The sequence below is a fragment of the Mesorhizobium sp. WSM4837 genome, assembly GCF_055811435.1.
In genome coordinates, this window is sequence record NZ_JBVVQE010000034.1 from 26,755 (window position 1) to 41,477 (window position 14,723).

Here is a 14,723-nt window from a genome sequence, read left to right on the forward strand (position 1 = left end):
AGGCCAACATGAGCGAACGCTCCGTCATCCATTCGACCATAGTGCTCGAACGCAGCTACGACGCTTCGCCGGCGCGGGTGTTCGCCGCTTGGTCCGATCCCGCCGCATTGCAGCGCTGGGGCTCGCCCGGCGAGGGTTGGGAAAGCAGCATTGAATGCTTCGAGTTCCAGGTGGGCGGCATTGCGCTCAGCCGTTTCGACCCAAGGGTGGCGAGAGTTATGTGAACGAGACGCGCTACCTCGACATCGTGCGCGACCAGCGCATCGTCTCGGCTGGTGGCATGACCAGCAGCGGCCAGCGATTGTTTGTCGGCCTGCTGACGGTTGAATTCAGTCCAGAAGGCACAGGCTGCCGGCTGCTGATGACCGAGCAAGGCGCCTTTCTTGACGGCCATGATCAGCCCAAAAACCATCAGGCTGGCTGGAGCCAGATGCTCGACAACCTGCAGGTGGAATGCGCGCGAGCGCCCCAGCCTGAGCCAAAGACCAGCAGAATCGGGAGGATATGATGAAACTCTACTGCGGCATCGGTCCGAATTCCTACCGCGTCCGCATCTTCATGGCTGAGAAAGGCATCGACGTTCCGCGGGTTGATGTCGATCTGACAAAAGGCGAGCACAAAACCCCGCAATTCCTTGAGCTCAACTCACTCGGCCAGATTCCCGTGCTCGTGCTCGATGGCGGGACGGTGATCACCGAAAGCATCGCCATCTGCCGCTATCAGGAGGCGCTTCATCCAACGCCGGCACTGTTCGGCTCGGACGCGGTCAGCCAAGGCAAGGTCGAGATGTGGAACCGCCGCGCCGAGATCGAGATCTTCGGAACGATCGGCAGCATTGCGCTGCATTCCGATCCCATGTTTGCGGAGCGGCTTGTGCAGTTCCCGGCTTTCGCCGAAACCCAGCGCGAAGCCGTTCCGGCAAAGTGGGCGTGGCTTGACCGCGAGATCGCCGATGGCCGCCCGTTCATCGCGGGCGACCAGTACTCCGTCGCCGACATCACCGCCGGCGTCGCAGCGTGGCTTGGCGCCTTCTTCGGAGCCGACATCCCGGACTCGCTCGTCAATGTCCATCATTGGCTCGACCGCGTTCAGAAACGTCCAAGCTGGAACGCTTAGGCCGGTGTCTGACATTGTTTCAATGAGATGTGCGGCTCAGCGCCAGCACCTGGATCCAGAGGAGCTTCGCCATGCCTGTCTACTGGCAAAGATGCGACGGCGCAGCTCAGCTTCCGAGCGAGCCAAGCTGCTCGGCTTCCCAGAACTGGTCGAGCCAGATGTTGAGCTTCAGGAAGCCGGCACTGCTGACCGTATAGACGCGCCTTGTCCCTTCCGGCTTGGCGTTGACCAGCCCGGCGTCGAGCAGCACTTTCAGATGCTGCGAAACCGCCGGGCGCGAGACCGGCAACCCGGCGGCCAGTTCGTTGACAGTCTTCGGGCCGCGCCGAAGCTCTTCCAAGAGATAGCGCCGGTTGGGGTCGGCAATCGCCATGAAGGCGTCGGAAAACATCATGCCCTATTTGTGAGGCAAAGTTTTCCGAATCTCAACCGTTGGTTTCAGGCTTTCTGCGCGGATCGAGCCGCAAGGCTTCCGGGGTGATCGAACGCTCGGCCGGTTGCGTCTTGAAGGCGTCGCGGTCTTCGATTGGCACCGGGGCGCGCCGGCTGATGCGCAGCAGCGTATAGCCTGCCAGACAAAGATGCGCGAGGGCCGTTGCAAGGAACAGGCTTTCCGGACGCATCCAGCCCATCAGGCCGGCGGCCAGCAGCGGCCCGATCATCGTGCCGAAACCATAGAGCAGCAGCAGGCCGCCGGACACTTTGACAAAATCCTCCGCCCGGGCGTGGTCGTTGGCATGGGCCACGGCGATCGAATAAAGCGTGTAGGCAAAGGCCCCGTAGGCAGCGGTGCAGACGATGACGAAGACGCCGGAGCGCGGCTCGAACAGGAACAGCGCGATGGCGAACAGCGCCGCGCCGAATGCCAGGCCCGCCAGCACAAAGCGGCGGTCAGTCTTGTCGGAGAGACGCCCGGCCGGAAGTTGCATGGCGGCGCCGGCGACGACCACCAGGCTCATCATCAGCGCGATCTCCGCCGTGGAAATGCCGATGCGGGCGCCATAGACGGCGCCAAGCGTGCCCCAGGCGCCGTTGGCGACGCCGATCAGAACGCAGGCGATCGCCGACACCGGCGAATTGACATAGAGCCCCTTGACGTCGAGCGAGACGTCCTGCAGCGGCTTGGGATGCGAAGCCGTCGACACTGCGGTCGGAATGAGCGACAGGCAAAACAGGATACCGGTGATCATGAACAGCGAGGCCGACATCACATCACCGCCGGCAACGATCATCTGGCCGCCCATGATCGAGGCATAGGTGACCATCATGTAAAGGCCGAAGACGGCGCCGCGGTTCTCGTTGGTGGACTTCTCGTTGAGCCAGCTTTCGATGATCATGAAGGCGCCGGCCATGGTGAAGCCGGTGAAGGCGCGCAGCAGGATCCAGATATATTCGTCGATGATCAGGCCGGTGAGCAGTGCGACGATGGCTCCCGATGCCGCAAAGGCGCCAAAAGCGCGTACGTGACCGGCGCGGCGCACCAGGCGCGGCGCAAAGAAGCAGCCGGTGACGAAGCCGCCGGCCCAGGCCGTGCCCATCAGGCCGAGCGATGCGGTCGAGAAACCCTCCAACTGGCCGCGCAGCGGCAACAACAGCCCGTGCAGTCCGGTTGCCGCCAGCAGGAAAGCGGTGCCGCGAAGCAGCGAAAGGATCGGTCGGTAGCTTGCGAACATTTAGCTGATCCGGCTGGAATTTGGGGAGGGTCTGAAGACAGTCGCATTCGAGCTTTTCGGCGGCGGGCGCTTCGGCTCTGGAAACTATCCGCGGCGAAACAGCGCCTCGGCCGCTGATTTGGTGGTGCTCTTGGTCTTGAGCTCGGCTTCGAGCCGGGCGATCTCGTCGCGCAAGATGCCGATCCGCTCGGACAGTTCATCGACGGAAAGCAGCGACAGATCCTGCCCGATCTCATGCGGGCGCGCTTTCTTTTTGGGTTCGTCGTCGAAGATCGCCATCATCGCTCCTCGCTCATGCGTCAAAATTAAACGGCTACAGCGTCCTTGGCGCGTCCAATCGCACGCCCGGCGCTGCAGTGGCCATTTGCCTGATTTGGCAATGAGCATACATAGGGCAGGGGCATGGATGCAAACAGTCGGCAATAAAACCGGCAAGTCGGCAAGAAACTGGCGAAGCGAGACGGGAAAAATTCATGGCGAGTGGACAGGACAAGATTCCGGCGAAGATGACGGCCATCGCGATCTCGGAACCCGGCGGACCGCGGGTTCTGAAACCGGAAACGCGCGACGTGCCCGTGCCCGGACCTGGCGAAATCCTGATCCGGGTGCGCGCCGCCGGTATCAACCGGCCGGATGTGCAGCAACGCAAGGGCGTCTACCCGCCGCCGCCTGGTGCGTCGGACCTGCCGGGCCTCGAAGCGTCAGGCGAAGTTGCCGCTCTTGGCGACGAGATATCGCGCTGGCGCGTCGGCGACCGGGTCTGCGCGCTGACGCCCGGCGGCGGCTATGCCGAATACGTCAAGGTCCATGCCGGCAGCGTGCTGCCGCTGCCGGCCGGCTTTACCCACACCGAAGCGGCGGCGGTACCGGAAAACTACTTCACCGTCTGGCATAATGTCTTCGAACGCGGCGCCCTGAAGAGCGGCGAGACGCTGCTCGTGCATGGCGGCTCGTCCGGGATCGGCACCACGGCGATCCAGCTCGCCTCGGCCTTCGGCGCCCATGTCATTACCACTGCCGGCAGCCAGGAGAAGTGTGACGCCTGTCTGAAGCTCGGCGCCGACCGGGCGATCAATTACCGCGAGGAGGACTTCGTCGCGGCGGTCAAGGACGCGACCGGCGGCAAGGGCGCCAACGTCATCCTCGACATGGTCGGCGGCGACTATGTGGCGCGAAACTACGAGGCCGCGGCGGTGGAAGGCCGCATCATCCAGATCGCCACGCAGAGCGGGACGGTGGCAAGCACCGACTTCTCGAAGATGATGGCCAAGCGGCTCACCCACACCGGCTCGATGCTGCGGCCGCGCACCGTCGAATTTAAGGCGGCGATCGCCGCAGCGCTGGAGGCGCAGGTGTGGCCGCTGCTCGGCACCCGCAAGGTAGCACCGGTCATGGACATGATCTTTCCGCTCAGGGAAGCGTGGCGGGCGCATGAGCGGATGGAGGACGGCGACCACATCGGCAAGATCGTGCTCGATGTCGGCTGACGGTCGGCAAGCAAGCTGAACAAAACCTTAATTGCGCAATGCAACAAACGCATTGCCGCCATGCAAAAGCGTCTGTTCAACTTTTCATCAACGGTGCCTATTTGAGCGGCATCGAAACGATGGAGGACTACCATGAACCCGATCCGTGCTTTCCGTAACTGGCGCATGTACAATGAAACCGTGCGCGAACTGAACCGCTTGAACGCCCGCGAGCTCAACGACCTCGGCATCAACCGTGGTGACATCGAGAGGATCGCCCGCAAGACGCTTTGATCCGCCAAGCAAGAGCCGAGGCAGGCGGGTTTCCCGCCACCGGTTCCGAGCCCGCTGGACCAGTCCGGCGGGTTTTGTCGTTTTGAAGTCCGAGGCAACAGCAGCGGCTGCTATGATGGCCACTATCCAGGTCCGAATACAACTCGACCGCAATCTGCGGTTGACTCCAGTTTCAGCGTAGGCATTTTGATCGCGCGGGACTAGGTCAGAGGGTGGGAGCGCTGATCCGGGCCAGTAGCGTGCTGACTCTGAAACAGGCTTGCGCCCATGTTCGACGGTCTGACGGACAAGATCTACGAGGCGGCTTTCGTGCCGGAACTTTGGGGGATGCGCTCGAAGCTGCCGGCAGTCTTTCAGGTTCGGCCACCGGCGCCATCTTCCTGTTCAGTACCGATTCTCCGGTTCGCGGCAGATTGAGTGACGTTTCTCCGGTTCACGGCAACTCGCTGCGATCCGTGTTTGATGAATTTGTCGCCAGCGACGGCTGGAAATTCTCTGACGCCGTTCAGCTATGTGCAGCATGCAGCCGGCGAGCTTCGTTCAGGTCGAAGATTTCCTGACAGCCGAAGAGGTCGAACGTGATCCGGTGCGGATACAGCTGAGAGCGGCAGGTATCGGCGCACACGTTTGTTCGGCAGTCGCCATGCCGAGTGGCGAGCTCGTCACTTTCGTCTTTCAACGGTGGATGAAGGATGGCACCTACGATCGGGCGTCGGTCGATCGGCTGGACCAGCTTCGCCCGCATCTCGCGCGTGCCGGCATGGTCTCGGCGCGACTGGGGTTGGAACGGGCCAGGGCGACCGTCTCGGCACTCGAGACCATCGGGCTGCCGGCCGCGGTCATGACTGCATCGGGACGCGTGCTGACGGCCAACGGCCTGCTGGAAGAATTGACCGAGATGTTTCTGCCAACCGCCTATGGCGGCATGGCGATCGCCAATGCCTCCGCCAATGCGCTTTTCCAGCAGGCCATCCTCGAGAACCGCAACGATTTCGCGGTCCGATCCATTCCTGTTGCCGCGAACGAAAGCCGGCCGGCTCTGGTCATCCATCTTTTGCCGCTGCGCCGCGCCGCACATGACATTTTCACCGGCGCGGACATCCTGGTTGCTGCAACGGAAGTAAGGGACAGTGCCGTCGTGCCTTCACCAATCCTCCTCGCGGGCCTGTTTGACCTGACGCCCTCCGAGGCACGTCTGGCCGCCGTGCTTTCGCAGGGACGACCCTTGAAAGATGCGGCATCCGACTTGAAGATCACCGTGAAGACCGGCCGGACCTATCTCGAACGGATTTTCGCCAAGACCGGGACACGTCAGCAAAGCCAACTCGTCGCCTTGCTCAAGAGCACAGAACCGCTCAATCGCAGATGACGACCGGCCAAATCGGTGGAAGACCGCCTATTTGTTGCTTCAGTGGCTAAGCGCGGCAAAACCAATCGCTATCAAGGCGCCTCCCAGCACCATGTCCACGTGCTTGCGGAAACGGTTGTAGAATTCGCGCATGGCTGGCTGGGAAATAGCCAGGCCGACAAGGCCAAACCAGGCGATTGCAATGGCAAAAACCAGCGCTACCACGGATATCTGGATTGGCCCGCGCGTATTCAAGCTCAGCGCAGAGGATGCAAAAAACAATGCGGTGGCCGGATTAGCCGCCGCCGTGACAAACCCCAGCCGGAAGTACCGAACGATGGGAAGCGGCTTCGGCTAGTCGGCGCCGATCGTGATCGACAGCGCCCGCCGCATCGAATTCCAGCCGATAAAGACCAGCATTGCGCCGTAAAGGCTGGCGGCTATCTGGTGCGCAATGCCCCCCGGCGGCAGCGCTGCAGCGCCCGTCGCGACGACCATCGCCAGCGAACTCGCGCCCAGGGCAATGCCGGCGGCGGCCGAAAGTGCTGTGGCACGCGAAGCGGTTAGCCCGGCCTGCGCGACGACAGCAAAATTGGCGCTCGGCAGCATTGCCAGAAGCGCATAGGAAATGGCGAACGGAAACAACCCCGCCGCGACAGCGTGCCCGGTTTCCAACATCGATCAGCCCACATCGGCGGCGGCTTGCTCTCCCAAAGCAGCTCGCCGCTACCGAAGCGAAATGTGGATGAAACATGTTCCCACTAACAGTCGGCAAATGCCGACAGAAGGACGTTTTGTTGCCGGGCTAGCGGCCGCGGCCGCTGAGCGGCTCACCGAAGGCGCGATGCTGAAGCCGCCAAGGCTGCCTTGACAGGTTCGATATCTCCCGCCATCTCGCGACTACCTTCCAAAAACGTTGCGGAACGGCAACGGAGCGGCTATATAAACCGCGATTTTCCCATTTTGGTGGCTCTAAAACCACCGCCCGCGCGGGAACGCGGGCGAACGAGAAGGATATTTGCAATGGCCAATACGCTGCTGATGCCCAAGGCGACCGCCGTCTGGCTGGTCGACAACACCGCGCTGTCCTTCGAGCAGATCGCGCAGTTCTGCGGACTGCATCCGCTCGAGGTCAAGGCGATCGCCGACGGCGAATCGGCGCAAGGCATCAAGGGCATGGACCCGATCATGACTGGCCAGCTGAGCCGCGACGAGATCGCACGCGCCGAGAAGGATCCGAACCATCGGCTGAAGCTGTCCGACCCCAAGGTGCGGGTGCCGGAATCCAAGCGCAAGGGGCCGCGCTACACGCCGCTGTCAAAGCGCCAGGACCGGCCAAACGCCATCCTCTGGCTGGTCCGCAACCATCCCGAGTTGAAGGACGCGCAGATCGCGCGCCTCGTCGGCACCACCAAGTCGACGATCGACCAGATCCGCGACAGAAAGCACTGGAACTCAGCCAACCTGCAGCCGATGGATCCGGTGACGCTGGGTCTCGCCTCGCAGATCGACCTCGACATGGAAGTCAACCGCGCCTCGCGTGGCCGCGAGCAGGCACAGCCGGCCGGCGACACGCTGCTGCCGGCGGCATTGACCGAGCGCCTCGTGCCGGCGCCGGAGAAGCCAAGGGACGAGGATGCGGAACTCGACGCCAACGCCGTCTTCGCCAAGCTCTCGGCGCTGAAGTCGAAGGACGAGGACAAGGACGACGAGGAGTAAGAAGCGGCGCCCTTTCCTTCTCCCCTTGTGGGAGAAGGTGGCCGCGAAGCGGCCGGATGAGGGTGCTCCAGCTTGGAACCGACGCACTCCGTCCAACACCCCTCTTCCGTCTTGGCGCTGCGCGCCGATCCACCTTCTCCCACAACAAGGGGAGAAGGTAAGAGCGCCTAGGTTCGCGCGGCCCGGTCCGGCGCCATGCCGTAGTCCTCGCTGCGCTCCACCGCACGGTAAAAATCGGCGAGCTGCTTGCCGCGCTCCGGCTTGAAGACGCGGTCGGCTATGACCACCGAAGCGATGCGGTCGATGCGGAAAGCGCGAAAGTCGTCGCGCATCTCGCACCAGGCGACCAGCGTCCACACCTTGCCCCAGAACCACAGGCCCAATGGCCTGATGTCGCGCACGGTGCTGCGGCCTGCTTCGTCGGAGTAGTCGATGGTCAGCACCTGGCGTTTTTCCACCGCGCGCTCGATCAGGTCGATTGCTTCGCGGGCGGCGTCGCTCACCACCCACATCGGCGTGTGGATCTCGGTGCGGGCGATGCGGTCCTTTTCGGCATCGGGCAGCACGGCGCCGATCTTGACCAGCGCCTCGTCGGCGGCCCGCGCCATGGCAGCACCGCCAAATGCGCGCACCATGCGGGCGCCGGCGACCAGCGCGACGATCTCGTCACGCGTGAACATCAGCGGCGGAAGGTCGAAACCCTCCCTCATCATGTAGCCGACGCCGGCCTCGCCGTCGATCGGCACGCCCGTGGACTGCAGGTCGGCGATGTCGCGGTAGATGGTTCGCTCGGAAACCTCGAGCCACGTGCCCAGCTTCTGGGCGGTGACCAGACGGCCACCGCGCAGATGCTGCACGATCTGGAAGAGCCTGTCGGCGCGGCGCATCGTGTGGTCCCTCGATGTTGTTTTTAGCCTGTCGTTGTCCCCAAACCGGTTCCAACTTTCGGGCGATGCATTATGGCTCAAGCCCTTCGCGCTTGCGCTGCGCGGCGACGAATGCCGCGCCGAAGGACAACTTCCCTGTTGTCGGCGTCTTTGCATCCAGCACCCGCCAGAACGGCGCGATGTCGCTCAGCGTCATGCCGCGTTCCAGATCCTCGTTGGCGGCCTCGGCGACAGTGCGCAGATGATAGCCGATGGTGACCGGACATGTCACTTCGGCGCCGTGCTCAATGGCGAGCGCGGTGCGCAACGCGCGGACATCCATGGCCACGCCCTCTGGAATGGAGCGGATGAAATCATCGACCTGCCGTGCCGTCGGCACCAGCATCGGCTGGCCCTCGACAACGTCGCCAACAGTGCGCGGCGTCGGCTTGATGCCGTTGATGCCCGGCGTGTTCAGCCTGTCGTTCCAGCTCTTTACCATGCGTCACCTAGACGAAGAGCCCAAAGCTGTTGCCGTCGGGGTCGAGGCAATAGGCGAATGTGCCGGCCGGGATGGAGATTGCCGGCGAGACGACCTGCCCGCCGTTCTGCCTCACCCGTTCCATCGCGTCCTCGATCGGTGCGGCAACCGACAGATGGATGGTCGGGCCGGTTCCCGGTGCCGCGGGTTTCCCGGGGTAAACGTGCCCGGAGGCGGTTCGGTCCTGCGCGGCGAACATGGCCATCGGGTTCGGGCCGCTCTCCTCCAGAATGAGATCGTTCTCAAGCACCGACCCGTAAAAGGCGCGCGCCCGATCCATGTCGGTGACGGGAATCTCGAACCATGCCGAAGCTTTTGCAGGGATGAAGGCCATGTCTGTCTCCTGATACTTTCAAATTATTGCACGCCGCTCCTGACACCATACTGTCAGGAGGCTTCAGCATATTCCCCTTCTGCATACTCCTTGGCGAACAGCGTGCGCATCTCAGCGAGATCGAATAGGCAAGAGCGAAGGTGCCGGGAGCCGAACCCGGCGCGGACACGATGCGACCGTCGGCGACGGCATAGGGCACGTCCTGATAGTTCTGGGCGCCCGCATAGCCCGGTTCCTTGTCGTTGATCCAGTCACGACCATTGCTGGTGTGTTTGGCGTTGCCGAACAGGCCGGCACGCGCCAATGCCAGCGTGCCGGCGCAGATGCCGCCGACCACACCGCCGCGCGCTGCGACCGCTGTCAGCAGTGCGGAGACGTCAGGCGGAGCATCGACCCACTGGTCGGAGCCGATGACCGCGACGGCGTCAAGATCGGTGTTTTCATCAACCGCGGTGGAGCGGTCGGGCGTCAGCATAAATCCGCTGGCCGAAGTCACCGGCTTGCCGTTCGGCGCCAGCGAAACCGCGCGTGCGCCGAACCATTCGACCGCCGAAGCCGCCAGCAGCCCGTATTCCCAGTCGGCGAAGCGATCGATGAAAAGAACGCCGATAGTTTTCTGTTCCGACATTTGCTGCTCCGTCTTTCGGTCCGCCGGACCTGTTATCTGGGCGCGTGGCGTCGGCGTGCAACCGCTGCCGCAAAAAATCGCCTCAATGGCCGCGGCCGTGGCGGCCTTCATAATTATCCGGCCAACCGATGTCCTTGCGGATGCTCTGCGGCAACCCGTTCATGAAACGCCGTGTGCGGATCTCGTTGCGCATCGTCCGGATCTTGCCGACATAGTGCTGCACGCTACGCAGAATGGTAAAACCGTTCATGGCTGGTCTCCTCTCTTTCGATGGAGACACTATCGCACACCCCTCCTGACAGCAGTCTGTCAGGAGGCTGAGCGGTCTTTGGTGAGCGTGCCAGGTTTTGCCGGTCCGATCCGTTTGCCCGAGTGAAGCAGGCTTTCTCGTCGCCGGGATCAAGTCTTTCATCTGCCAACGACGGACCGTCGGAATCCGCAGCAGCGACAGGGCCGGGGTTCTGATATCTAGGGAGAAAAATTTTCCAGAGATCAGGGAGATGACAATGAGCCTGCAACTGACAGGAATTCACCATCTGACCGCAATCACGGCCAATGCACCCGGAAACCTTCGTTTCTACACCAGGACCCTGGGCCTGCGACTGGTCAAGAAGACGGTCAATCAGGACGACACGTCGGCCTATCACCTTTTCTATGCCGACGCCGAGGCGACGCCTGGCACCGATCTTACCTTCTTCGATTGGCCGGTCGGACGCGAGCGGCGCGGCACCAACAGCATCGTGGGGACCAGCCTGAGGGTCGCCAGCCCTGAAAGCCTTGCCTGGTGGAAGCAGCACCTGTCCGGCGAGACCGTCGCGACGGGAGAGATCGGCGATATCGGCGGCTACCCGTCGCTGGACTTCGAAGACCCGGAAGGCCAGCGCCTGCGTCTCGTCGGCGATGGCGGCAAGGGCGACAGTCACCCCTGGGATCAAAGCCCGGTCCCAATCGAGCACCAGATACGCGGGCTCGGGCCTATCGTCATCAGCGTTCCCGACATTACCAACACTGAAACCGTGCTGACCAGGGTAATGAACATGCGCAAGGCGCGGGACTATGCCTCGCCGGATGGCCAGGGCCAGGTTCACGTCTTCGAGATGGGAGAAGGCGGCCCGGCGGCGGAGCTTCATGTCGCTGTGCAGCCGGGCCTTGCGCCGGCACGGCAGGGCGCCGGTGCGGTTCACCACGTGGCATTCAGGGCGCCGGACCAGGAGATTTTGCATCAATGGACGGCGCGGCTGGCCGAATTCCGCCTGCCGTCAAGCGGTGAGGTCGAGCGATACTACTTCCGTTCGCTCTATTTCCGCGAGCCGAACGGCATATTGTTCGAGATTGCCACCGACGGCCCAGGGTTCACGGCCGACGAGCCGCTGGAAACGCTGGGCGAAAGGCTGGCCTTGCCACCGTTCCTCGAACCGAAACGGGCTGCGATCGAGGCCGGTCTCAAGCCGCTGGCATAGTGCTCTCGTGAGGGAGCGAAAGGAGCGCTTCGACAGCTGAGCGCGATGCTGGAGCGCCGCTCCTTTTTTGACGCGCAAAGGACGCTACAGCACCTTCTACGCATCGTGCTTTCCGAAATCGATTTCGATTTGCGGGCCGATGCGCTAGTCAAAAGCGGCCATGTCGAAACTCCTCGCGCTCGTTATCGTTGCCATGATGGTCATCCAGCTGATCAAGCCGCTCGGCTGGCCGGGGCTGAAGCGGCGCAGCGATTTTTGGAAGCTGGCGGTGCTGGCGATGGCGGCAATTTCGATAACAGCGGCGCTGGGCCATTGGGCCTAAAACGCGTCGCGTTCGACCGACCTCACGCGACGCGCTTTAGGTTGTTGTTTTATGCATGTCGTTATCGCAAAACCGCTGCACACCCTCGGTTCAAGCCCGAGGGCATGCTTTTGCGCGACATGCATTAGGGCTGGCGGCCGCTACGCGAGGCGTGGTTCGTTGGCCATCACCAAATCGACCAGATGTTCCGCCCAGGCCCGGTAGCCCGCTTCCGAGGCATGAAATCCGTCGGAGGCAAAACCGGCTTCGGCATCGGTGATCGGCAGGCGCGGCGCCGGCACAGCGCCGCGTTCGAGGCAAAGGCGCTCGCCCATCCGGTTCATCTCGGCGGCGCGGATTTCCAGGATCTTTCCGAGCAGCGGCGGCATTGCCGGTGCGCGGGTGAATTCCAGCACCGGCGACCACACCACGCGCGCCTCCGGCCATTTGGCGCGCAGCGCGTAGAGCAGGCCGCCAAAATCGCTTTTGAAGCGTGGCACCGAGTGAAAGTTCTTGGTGTCGTTGGTGCCGATGGCGAGCACGATATGCGTCCAGGGATCGGCCGACAGATTGGGCAGCACATGATCGCGGATCTGGCCCGAGGTCGCCGAGTTGAAGCCGGCTGCCCGCCAGCGCACCGCGCGGCCGGTGCGTTTCGAGATCAGTTCGGCCAGTTGCGCGGCCAGCCCGTATTCGGAATTGCCGATGCCGACCGAGGCGGCGGAAGAATCGCCAAGCATCAGCAGCGAGATCGCCGGCATCTGGCCCGAAATCTCGTGCATGACCGGACCTTGCGCCGGCAGCATGCGGCTGGTGCGACGGCGCACGCCGAGCCCCTGCCAGACATAGACCGGAAAGGCGAGCCAGGTGAGGAGGGCAAGAAAGCGCTGCATCCGCAAACCGTTAAAGCGGCAAGTCCGTCGAGCAGCACTTAGCGCATATCGGGCCATAGACGAAAGACCTTGCGTCGGCCGCCTGTCGTCAATGGCAGCAGGCGTCCTGCATTTCGTGCCTGCCCGCATATTCGTCGTGCAGCCGCACCCAGTCCATCAGGCTGTGATAGGGACCGGTCTCGTTGCGGCCCTTCGGCGTCAGGTCGAGATAGTGATAGGCACCGATCAGCGGATCGCCGCCCCTGGAGCGCGACATGAAGGTCAGGAAGATGTCGCCGTTCTCATCCCTGTAGAACACGCTGATGCCGGGAAGGTCCTTCGATTTCAGCGCGCGCTGCTCGAAATTGTAGGTCGTGTCGCCGGATGCGATCTGCTTGTCCGTGAAGGAAACCTGCATGTCGAAGTTGAAGTCCGAGGCGTAGGACGACACCCAGTCGAATTTCCAGCCCATGCGCTGTTTGTAGGGCAGAAATTCGGCCAACGGCGCCCGCGAGATCACGACCAGCGACACATCATGGTGCTTGAGGTGCTGGTTGGCGCCGTCGATGTGATCGGCAAGAAAGGAACAGCCTTCGCAACGGTAGTCGGCGCCAGGCGCGAACATGAAATGGTAGACGATCAGCTGGCTCGCGCCTCCGAACAGGTCGGCCAGTTTCTTCGGGCCCTGTTCGGTCTCGAAGACATAGTCCTTTCGCATCTTCAGCCAAGGCAATTGCCGCCGTTCGGCAGCGATGCGGTCGCGAAAACGCGTCAATTCCTTCTCACGGGCCAGATGCGCCTTGTGCGCCTGGAACCAGTCTTGCTGTGAAACGATCTTGTTGTTTGGCATCAGCCTGCTCCTCGTTGAGCCCCAAGGACGTTCGGGCTCAACGCAAGCCGACACCGGAATCGCATTTTCATGGAGCATTTTGGAGCAGGTGGAACCCGGGCACATGGCCCGGGTTCGGACGAAGATAAGAACCGGTCAGGCGGCCTGTTCCAGTTCCGGCTGCCATTTGCCAAGCGCTGCCAGATGGTTCATGTGGGCGCGGTGGGCGAAAGCGGCCTGGGCAACGGCGACGTTGGCCGCCTTGCCGCCCCAGGCCTTCTGTGGCGCCGCCTGCAAGGCACGGCCATAGGAGAAGGTCAGCTTCCATGGATGCGGGCCGATGGCGTTGATGGCGTTGAGGTTGGCGGTCGCCTCCTCATCCGATTGCCCACCCGAGAGAAAGGCGATGCCGCCAATCGCTGCCGGGACCGTTTCGCGGAACAGTTTTATGGTCTTTTCGGCGACTTCCTCGGGGCTGCTGGCGTTGCCGGACTTTTTGCCGGCGAGAACCATGTTCGGCTTCAGAATGGTGCCTTCGAGGACGACGCGGGCGGCGTAGAGCTCGGTGTAGAGTTTCGTCAGCGTTGCCTTGCTGATCTCGTAGCAGGTGCCGATGTCGTGGGCGCCATCCATCAGCACCTCCGGCTCGACGATCGGCACGATGCCGGCCTCCTGGCAGAGCGCCGCATAGCGGGCGAGCGCATGGGCGTTCGAGCCGATCGACGTGGCGGAAGGCACGCCCCTGGCGACGTCGATGTCGATCACCGCACGCCATTTGGCGAAACGGGCGCCGAGCTTGTAATAGTCGGCGAGCCGCTCGCGCAGGCCGTCGAGGCCTTCGGTGATGGTGTCGCCGGGGTACCCGGCCAGAGGCTTGGCGCCGGCATCGACCTTGATGCCTGGAATGGCGCCGGTCGCCTTGATGATGTCGACCAGCGGCGTGCCGTCGGCGGCTTTCTGGCGAATGGTCTCGTCATAGAGGATCACGCCGGAGATGTATCTGGTCATCGCCTCCCTGGCGCGGAACATCATCTCGCGATAGTCGCGGCGGCTGTCGGCGGTCGATTCGACGCCGATGACGTCGAAGCGCTTCTTGATGGTGCCGGAACTCTCGTCGGCGGCCAAAAGACCCTTGCCGTCGGCCACCATCGCAGCGGCAATGTCCTCGAGACGTTCGCTCATTGTGCATCCTCCTGAACCGGTTGTTCCAACAGTGTGAAATATCCGGGCTAGCAGACCACCAGAGCAAGGCAGGTTCAAGTCGAACCATTCCAAG

Annotated in this window: 21 protein-coding genes and 1 pseudogene; 9 read left to right on the forward strand and 13 right to left on the reverse strand. The window is 62.8% G+C overall.

Annotated features, from left to right (window positions below):
* The first annotated feature begins 8 nt into the window (after window positions 1–8).
* Genes AC0L3D_RS20205 through AC0L3D_RS20215 form a run of 3 tightly spaced genes read left to right on the forward strand, consistent with a single transcriptional unit; the run spans window position 9 to window position 1,116 of the window.
* Complete coding sequence (locus tag AC0L3D_RS20205) at window positions 9–224, forward strand: SRPBCC domain-containing protein (protein ID WP_473645604.1); 216 nt, start codon at window positions 9–11, stop codon at window positions 222–224.
* On the forward strand, window positions 221–508 hold the full coding sequence (locus tag AC0L3D_RS20210; protein WP_473645606.1) for an SRPBCC domain-containing protein: 288 nt from the start codon (window positions 221–223) through the stop codon (window positions 506–508). The genes AC0L3D_RS20205 and AC0L3D_RS20210 overlap by 4 nt, the downstream gene beginning before the upstream one ends.
* Window positions 508–1,116, forward strand: coding sequence for a glutathione S-transferase family protein (locus AC0L3D_RS20215; RefSeq protein ID WP_473645608.1), 609 nt, complete (start codon window positions 508–510; stop codon window positions 1,114–1,116). Before AC0L3D_RS20210 ends, AC0L3D_RS20215 begins: the two co-directional genes overlap by 1 nt.
* A 106-nt stretch (window positions 1,117–1,222) precedes the next feature.
* Here the strand turns inward: AC0L3D_RS20215 and AC0L3D_RS20220 are convergent, their stop codons facing one another.
* The 3 genes from AC0L3D_RS20220 to AC0L3D_RS20230 all read right to left on the reverse strand — a co-directional run bounded on the left by AC0L3D_RS20220 (window position 1,223) and on the right by AC0L3D_RS20230 (window position 3,068).
* Window positions 1,223–1,510, reverse strand: coding sequence for an ArsR/SmtB family transcription factor (locus AC0L3D_RS20220; RefSeq protein ID WP_128246001.1), 288 nt, complete (start codon window positions 1,508–1,510; stop codon window positions 1,223–1,225).
* Between the two features lie 31 nt (window positions 1,511–1,541).
* Window positions 1,542–2,789, reverse strand: a complete 1,248-nt coding sequence (locus AC0L3D_RS20225; RefSeq protein WP_473645609.1) for an MFS transporter — start codon at window positions 2,787–2,789, stop codon at window positions 1,542–1,544.
* 84 nt (window positions 2,790–2,873) lie between these two features.
* Window positions 2,874–3,068, reverse strand: coding sequence for a DUF1192 domain-containing protein (locus AC0L3D_RS20230; protein WP_023797052.1), 195 nt, complete (start codon window positions 3,066–3,068; stop codon window positions 2,874–2,876).
* 194 nt (window positions 3,069–3,262) lie between these two features.
* On the opposite strand from AC0L3D_RS20230, the gene AC0L3D_RS20235 reads away from it, so the two are divergent.
* The 3 genes from AC0L3D_RS20235 (at window position 3,263) to AC0L3D_RS20245 (ending at window position 5,918) form a co-directional block, all read left to right on the forward strand.
* Entirely contained in the window at window positions 3,263–4,276 is a 1,014-nt protein-coding gene (locus tag AC0L3D_RS20235) for an NAD(P)H-quinone oxidoreductase (RefSeq protein WP_473645611.1), read from the forward strand.
* 132 nt (window positions 4,277–4,408) lie between these two features.
* Window positions 4,409–4,549 (forward strand): DUF1127 domain-containing protein, encoded by a 141-nt coding sequence (locus tag AC0L3D_RS20240; protein ID WP_023797054.1) that lies wholly within the window; start codon window positions 4,409–4,411, stop codon window positions 4,547–4,549.
* Window positions 4,550–5,060: 511 nt separating this feature from the next.
* Window positions 5,061–5,918 carry a helix-turn-helix transcriptional regulator gene (locus AC0L3D_RS20245; RefSeq protein ID WP_473645613.1) on the forward strand — a complete coding sequence of 286 codons (858 nt, stop codon included), beginning with the start codon at window positions 5,061–5,063 and terminating at the stop codon, window positions 5,916–5,918.
* Window positions 5,919–5,957: 39 nt separating this feature from the next.
* On the opposite strand, the gene AC0L3D_RS20250 is transcribed toward AC0L3D_RS20245, so the two are convergent.
* A complete protein-coding gene (locus tag AC0L3D_RS20250; RefSeq protein WP_473645615.1) occupies window positions 5,958–6,179 on the reverse strand; it encodes a hypothetical protein in 222 nt (73 codons plus the stop codon).
* Window positions 6,180–6,251: 72 nt separating this feature from the next.
* Complete coding sequence (locus AC0L3D_RS20255; RefSeq protein WP_473645617.1) at window positions 6,252–6,575, reverse strand: LysE family transporter; 324 nt, start codon at window positions 6,573–6,575, stop codon at window positions 6,252–6,254.
* A gap of 345 nt (window positions 6,576–6,920) precedes the next feature.
* Between AC0L3D_RS20255 and AC0L3D_RS20260 the strand changes: the two genes are divergently transcribed.
* Window positions 6,921–7,616: a DUF1013 domain-containing protein gene (locus AC0L3D_RS20260; RefSeq protein ID WP_027152980.1), complete on the forward strand. Its 696-nt coding sequence runs from the start codon at window positions 6,921–6,923 to the stop codon at window positions 7,614–7,616.
* 167 nt (window positions 7,617–7,783) lie between these two features.
* Here AC0L3D_RS20260 and AC0L3D_RS20265 read toward each other — a convergent pair whose 3' ends face one another.
* The 5 genes and pseudogenes from AC0L3D_RS20265 to AC0L3D_RS20285 all read right to left on the reverse strand — a co-directional run bounded on the left by AC0L3D_RS20265 (window position 7,784) and on the right by AC0L3D_RS20285 (window position 10,235).
* A complete protein-coding gene (locus AC0L3D_RS20265) occupies window positions 7,784–8,503 on the reverse strand; it encodes a helix-turn-helix transcriptional regulator (protein WP_473645619.1) in 720 nt (239 codons plus the stop codon).
* Between the two features lie 70 nt (window positions 8,504–8,573).
* Window positions 8,574–8,984 carry a hypothetical protein gene (locus AC0L3D_RS20270; protein WP_027152982.1) on the reverse strand — a complete coding sequence of 137 codons (411 nt, stop codon included), beginning with the start codon at window positions 8,982–8,984 and terminating at the stop codon, window positions 8,574–8,576.
* Window positions 8,985–8,991: 7 nt separating this feature from the next.
* Window positions 8,992–9,357 carry a VOC family protein gene (locus AC0L3D_RS20275; RefSeq protein WP_027152983.1) on the reverse strand — a complete coding sequence of 122 codons (366 nt, stop codon included), beginning with the start codon at window positions 9,355–9,357 and terminating at the stop codon, window positions 8,992–8,994.
* Window positions 9,358–9,410: 53 nt separating this feature from the next.
* A pseudogene (locus tag AC0L3D_RS20280) lies at window positions 9,411–9,985 on the reverse strand (DJ-1/PfpI family protein).
* An 82-nt stretch (window positions 9,986–10,067) separates the two neighbouring features.
* Window positions 10,068–10,235 carry a hypothetical protein gene (locus AC0L3D_RS20285; RefSeq protein WP_082982284.1) on the reverse strand — a complete coding sequence of 56 codons (168 nt, stop codon included), beginning with the start codon at window positions 10,233–10,235 and terminating at the stop codon, window positions 10,068–10,070.
* A 256-nt stretch (window positions 10,236–10,491) separates the two neighbouring features.
* Here AC0L3D_RS20285 and AC0L3D_RS20290 point away from each other — a divergent pair, with 256 nt between their 5' ends.
* On the forward strand, window positions 10,492–11,445 hold the full coding sequence (locus tag AC0L3D_RS20290; RefSeq protein ID WP_473645620.1) for a ring-cleaving dioxygenase: 954 nt from the start codon (window positions 10,492–10,494) through the stop codon (window positions 11,443–11,445).
* A 160-nt stretch (window positions 11,446–11,605) separates the two neighbouring features.
* Window positions 11,606–11,767, forward strand: a complete 162-nt coding sequence (locus tag AC0L3D_RS20295) for a hypothetical protein (RefSeq protein ID WP_287297519.1) — start codon at window positions 11,606–11,608, stop codon at window positions 11,765–11,767.
* A gap of 140 nt (window positions 11,768–11,907) precedes the next feature.
* Here AC0L3D_RS20295 and AC0L3D_RS20300 read toward each other — a convergent pair whose 3' ends face one another.
* From AC0L3D_RS20300 to AC0L3D_RS20310, 3 genes are all read right to left on the reverse strand, one after another.
* A complete protein-coding gene (locus AC0L3D_RS20300) occupies window positions 11,908–12,639 on the reverse strand; it encodes an SGNH/GDSL hydrolase family protein (protein WP_473645622.1) in 732 nt (243 codons plus the stop codon).
* A gap of 88 nt (window positions 12,640–12,727) precedes the next feature.
* Window positions 12,728–13,468, reverse strand: a complete 741-nt coding sequence (locus AC0L3D_RS20305) for a DUF899 domain-containing protein (RefSeq protein WP_473645624.1) — start codon at window positions 13,466–13,468, stop codon at window positions 12,728–12,730.
* Between the two features lie 135 nt (window positions 13,469–13,603).
* On the reverse strand, window positions 13,604–14,629 hold the full coding sequence (locus AC0L3D_RS20310) for a class I fructose-bisphosphate aldolase (protein ID WP_473645626.1): 1,026 nt from the start codon (window positions 14,627–14,629) through the stop codon (window positions 13,604–13,606).
* Window positions 14,630–14,723 lie beyond the last annotated feature (94 nt).

What these genes read in the sequence shown, in the direction of transcription:
- AC0L3D_RS20245 (WP_473645613.1), top strand. Translation starts at nt 5,061, where the DNA reads ATGTGCAGCATGCAGCCGGCGAGCTTCGTTCAGGTCGAAGATTTCCTG.
- AC0L3D_RS20295 (WP_287297519.1), top strand. Translation starts at nt 11,606, where the DNA reads ATGTCGAAACTCCTCGCGCTCGTTATCGTTGCCATGATGGTCATCCAG.
- AC0L3D_RS20260 (WP_027152980.1), top strand. Translation starts at nt 6,921, where the DNA reads ATGGCCAATACGCTGCTGATGCCCAAGGCGACCGCCGTCTGGCTGGTC.
- AC0L3D_RS20205 (WP_473645604.1), top strand. Translation starts at nt 9, where the DNA reads ATGAGCGAACGCTCCGTCATCCATTCGACCATAGTGCTCGAACGCAGC.
- AC0L3D_RS20230 (WP_023797052.1), bottom strand. Translation starts at nt 3,068, where the DNA reads ATGGCGATCTTCGACGACGAACCCAAAAAGAAAGCGCGCCCGCATGAG.
- AC0L3D_RS20235 (WP_473645611.1), top strand. Translation starts at nt 3,263, where the DNA reads ATGGCGAGTGGACAGGACAAGATTCCGGCGAAGATGACGGCCATCGCG.
- AC0L3D_RS20310 (WP_473645626.1), bottom strand. Translation starts at nt 14,629, where the DNA reads ATGAGCGAACGTCTCGAGGACATTGCCGCTGCGATGGTGGCCGACGGC.
- AC0L3D_RS20255 (WP_473645617.1), bottom strand. Translation starts at nt 6,575, where the DNA reads ATGTTGGAAACCGGGCACGCTGTCGCGGCGGGGTTGTTTCCGTTCGCC.
- AC0L3D_RS20225 (WP_473645609.1), bottom strand. Translation starts at nt 2,789, where the DNA reads ATGTTCGCAAGCTACCGACCGATCCTTTCGCTGCTTCGCGGCACCGCT.
- AC0L3D_RS20270 (WP_027152982.1), bottom strand. Translation starts at nt 8,984, where the DNA reads ATGGTAAAGAGCTGGAACGACAGGCTGAACACGCCGGGCATCAACGGC.
- AC0L3D_RS20240 (WP_023797054.1), top strand. Translation starts at nt 4,409, where the DNA reads ATGAACCCGATCCGTGCTTTCCGTAACTGGCGCATGTACAATGAAACC.
- AC0L3D_RS20285 (WP_082982284.1), bottom strand. Translation starts at nt 10,235, where the DNA reads ATGAACGGTTTTACCATTCTGCGTAGCGTGCAGCACTATGTCGGCAAG.
- AC0L3D_RS20265 (WP_473645619.1), bottom strand. Translation starts at nt 8,503, where the DNA reads ATGCGCCGCGCCGACAGGCTCTTCCAGATCGTGCAGCATCTGCGCGGT.
- AC0L3D_RS20305 (WP_473645624.1), bottom strand. Translation starts at nt 13,468, where the DNA reads ATGCCAAACAACAAGATCGTTTCACAGCAAGACTGGTTCCAGGCGCAC.
- AC0L3D_RS20220 (WP_128246001.1), bottom strand. Translation starts at nt 1,510, where the DNA reads ATGATGTTTTCCGACGCCTTCATGGCGATTGCCGACCCCAACCGGCGC.
- AC0L3D_RS20215 (WP_473645608.1), top strand. Translation starts at nt 508, where the DNA reads ATGAAACTCTACTGCGGCATCGGTCCGAATTCCTACCGCGTCCGCATC.
- AC0L3D_RS20290 (WP_473645620.1), top strand. Translation starts at nt 10,492, where the DNA reads ATGAGCCTGCAACTGACAGGAATTCACCATCTGACCGCAATCACGGCC.
- AC0L3D_RS20275 (WP_027152983.1), bottom strand. Translation starts at nt 9,357, where the DNA reads ATGGCCTTCATCCCTGCAAAAGCTTCGGCATGGTTCGAGATTCCCGTC.
- AC0L3D_RS20300 (WP_473645622.1), bottom strand. Translation starts at nt 12,639, where the DNA reads ATGCAGCGCTTTCTTGCCCTCCTCACCTGGCTCGCCTTTCCGGTCTAT.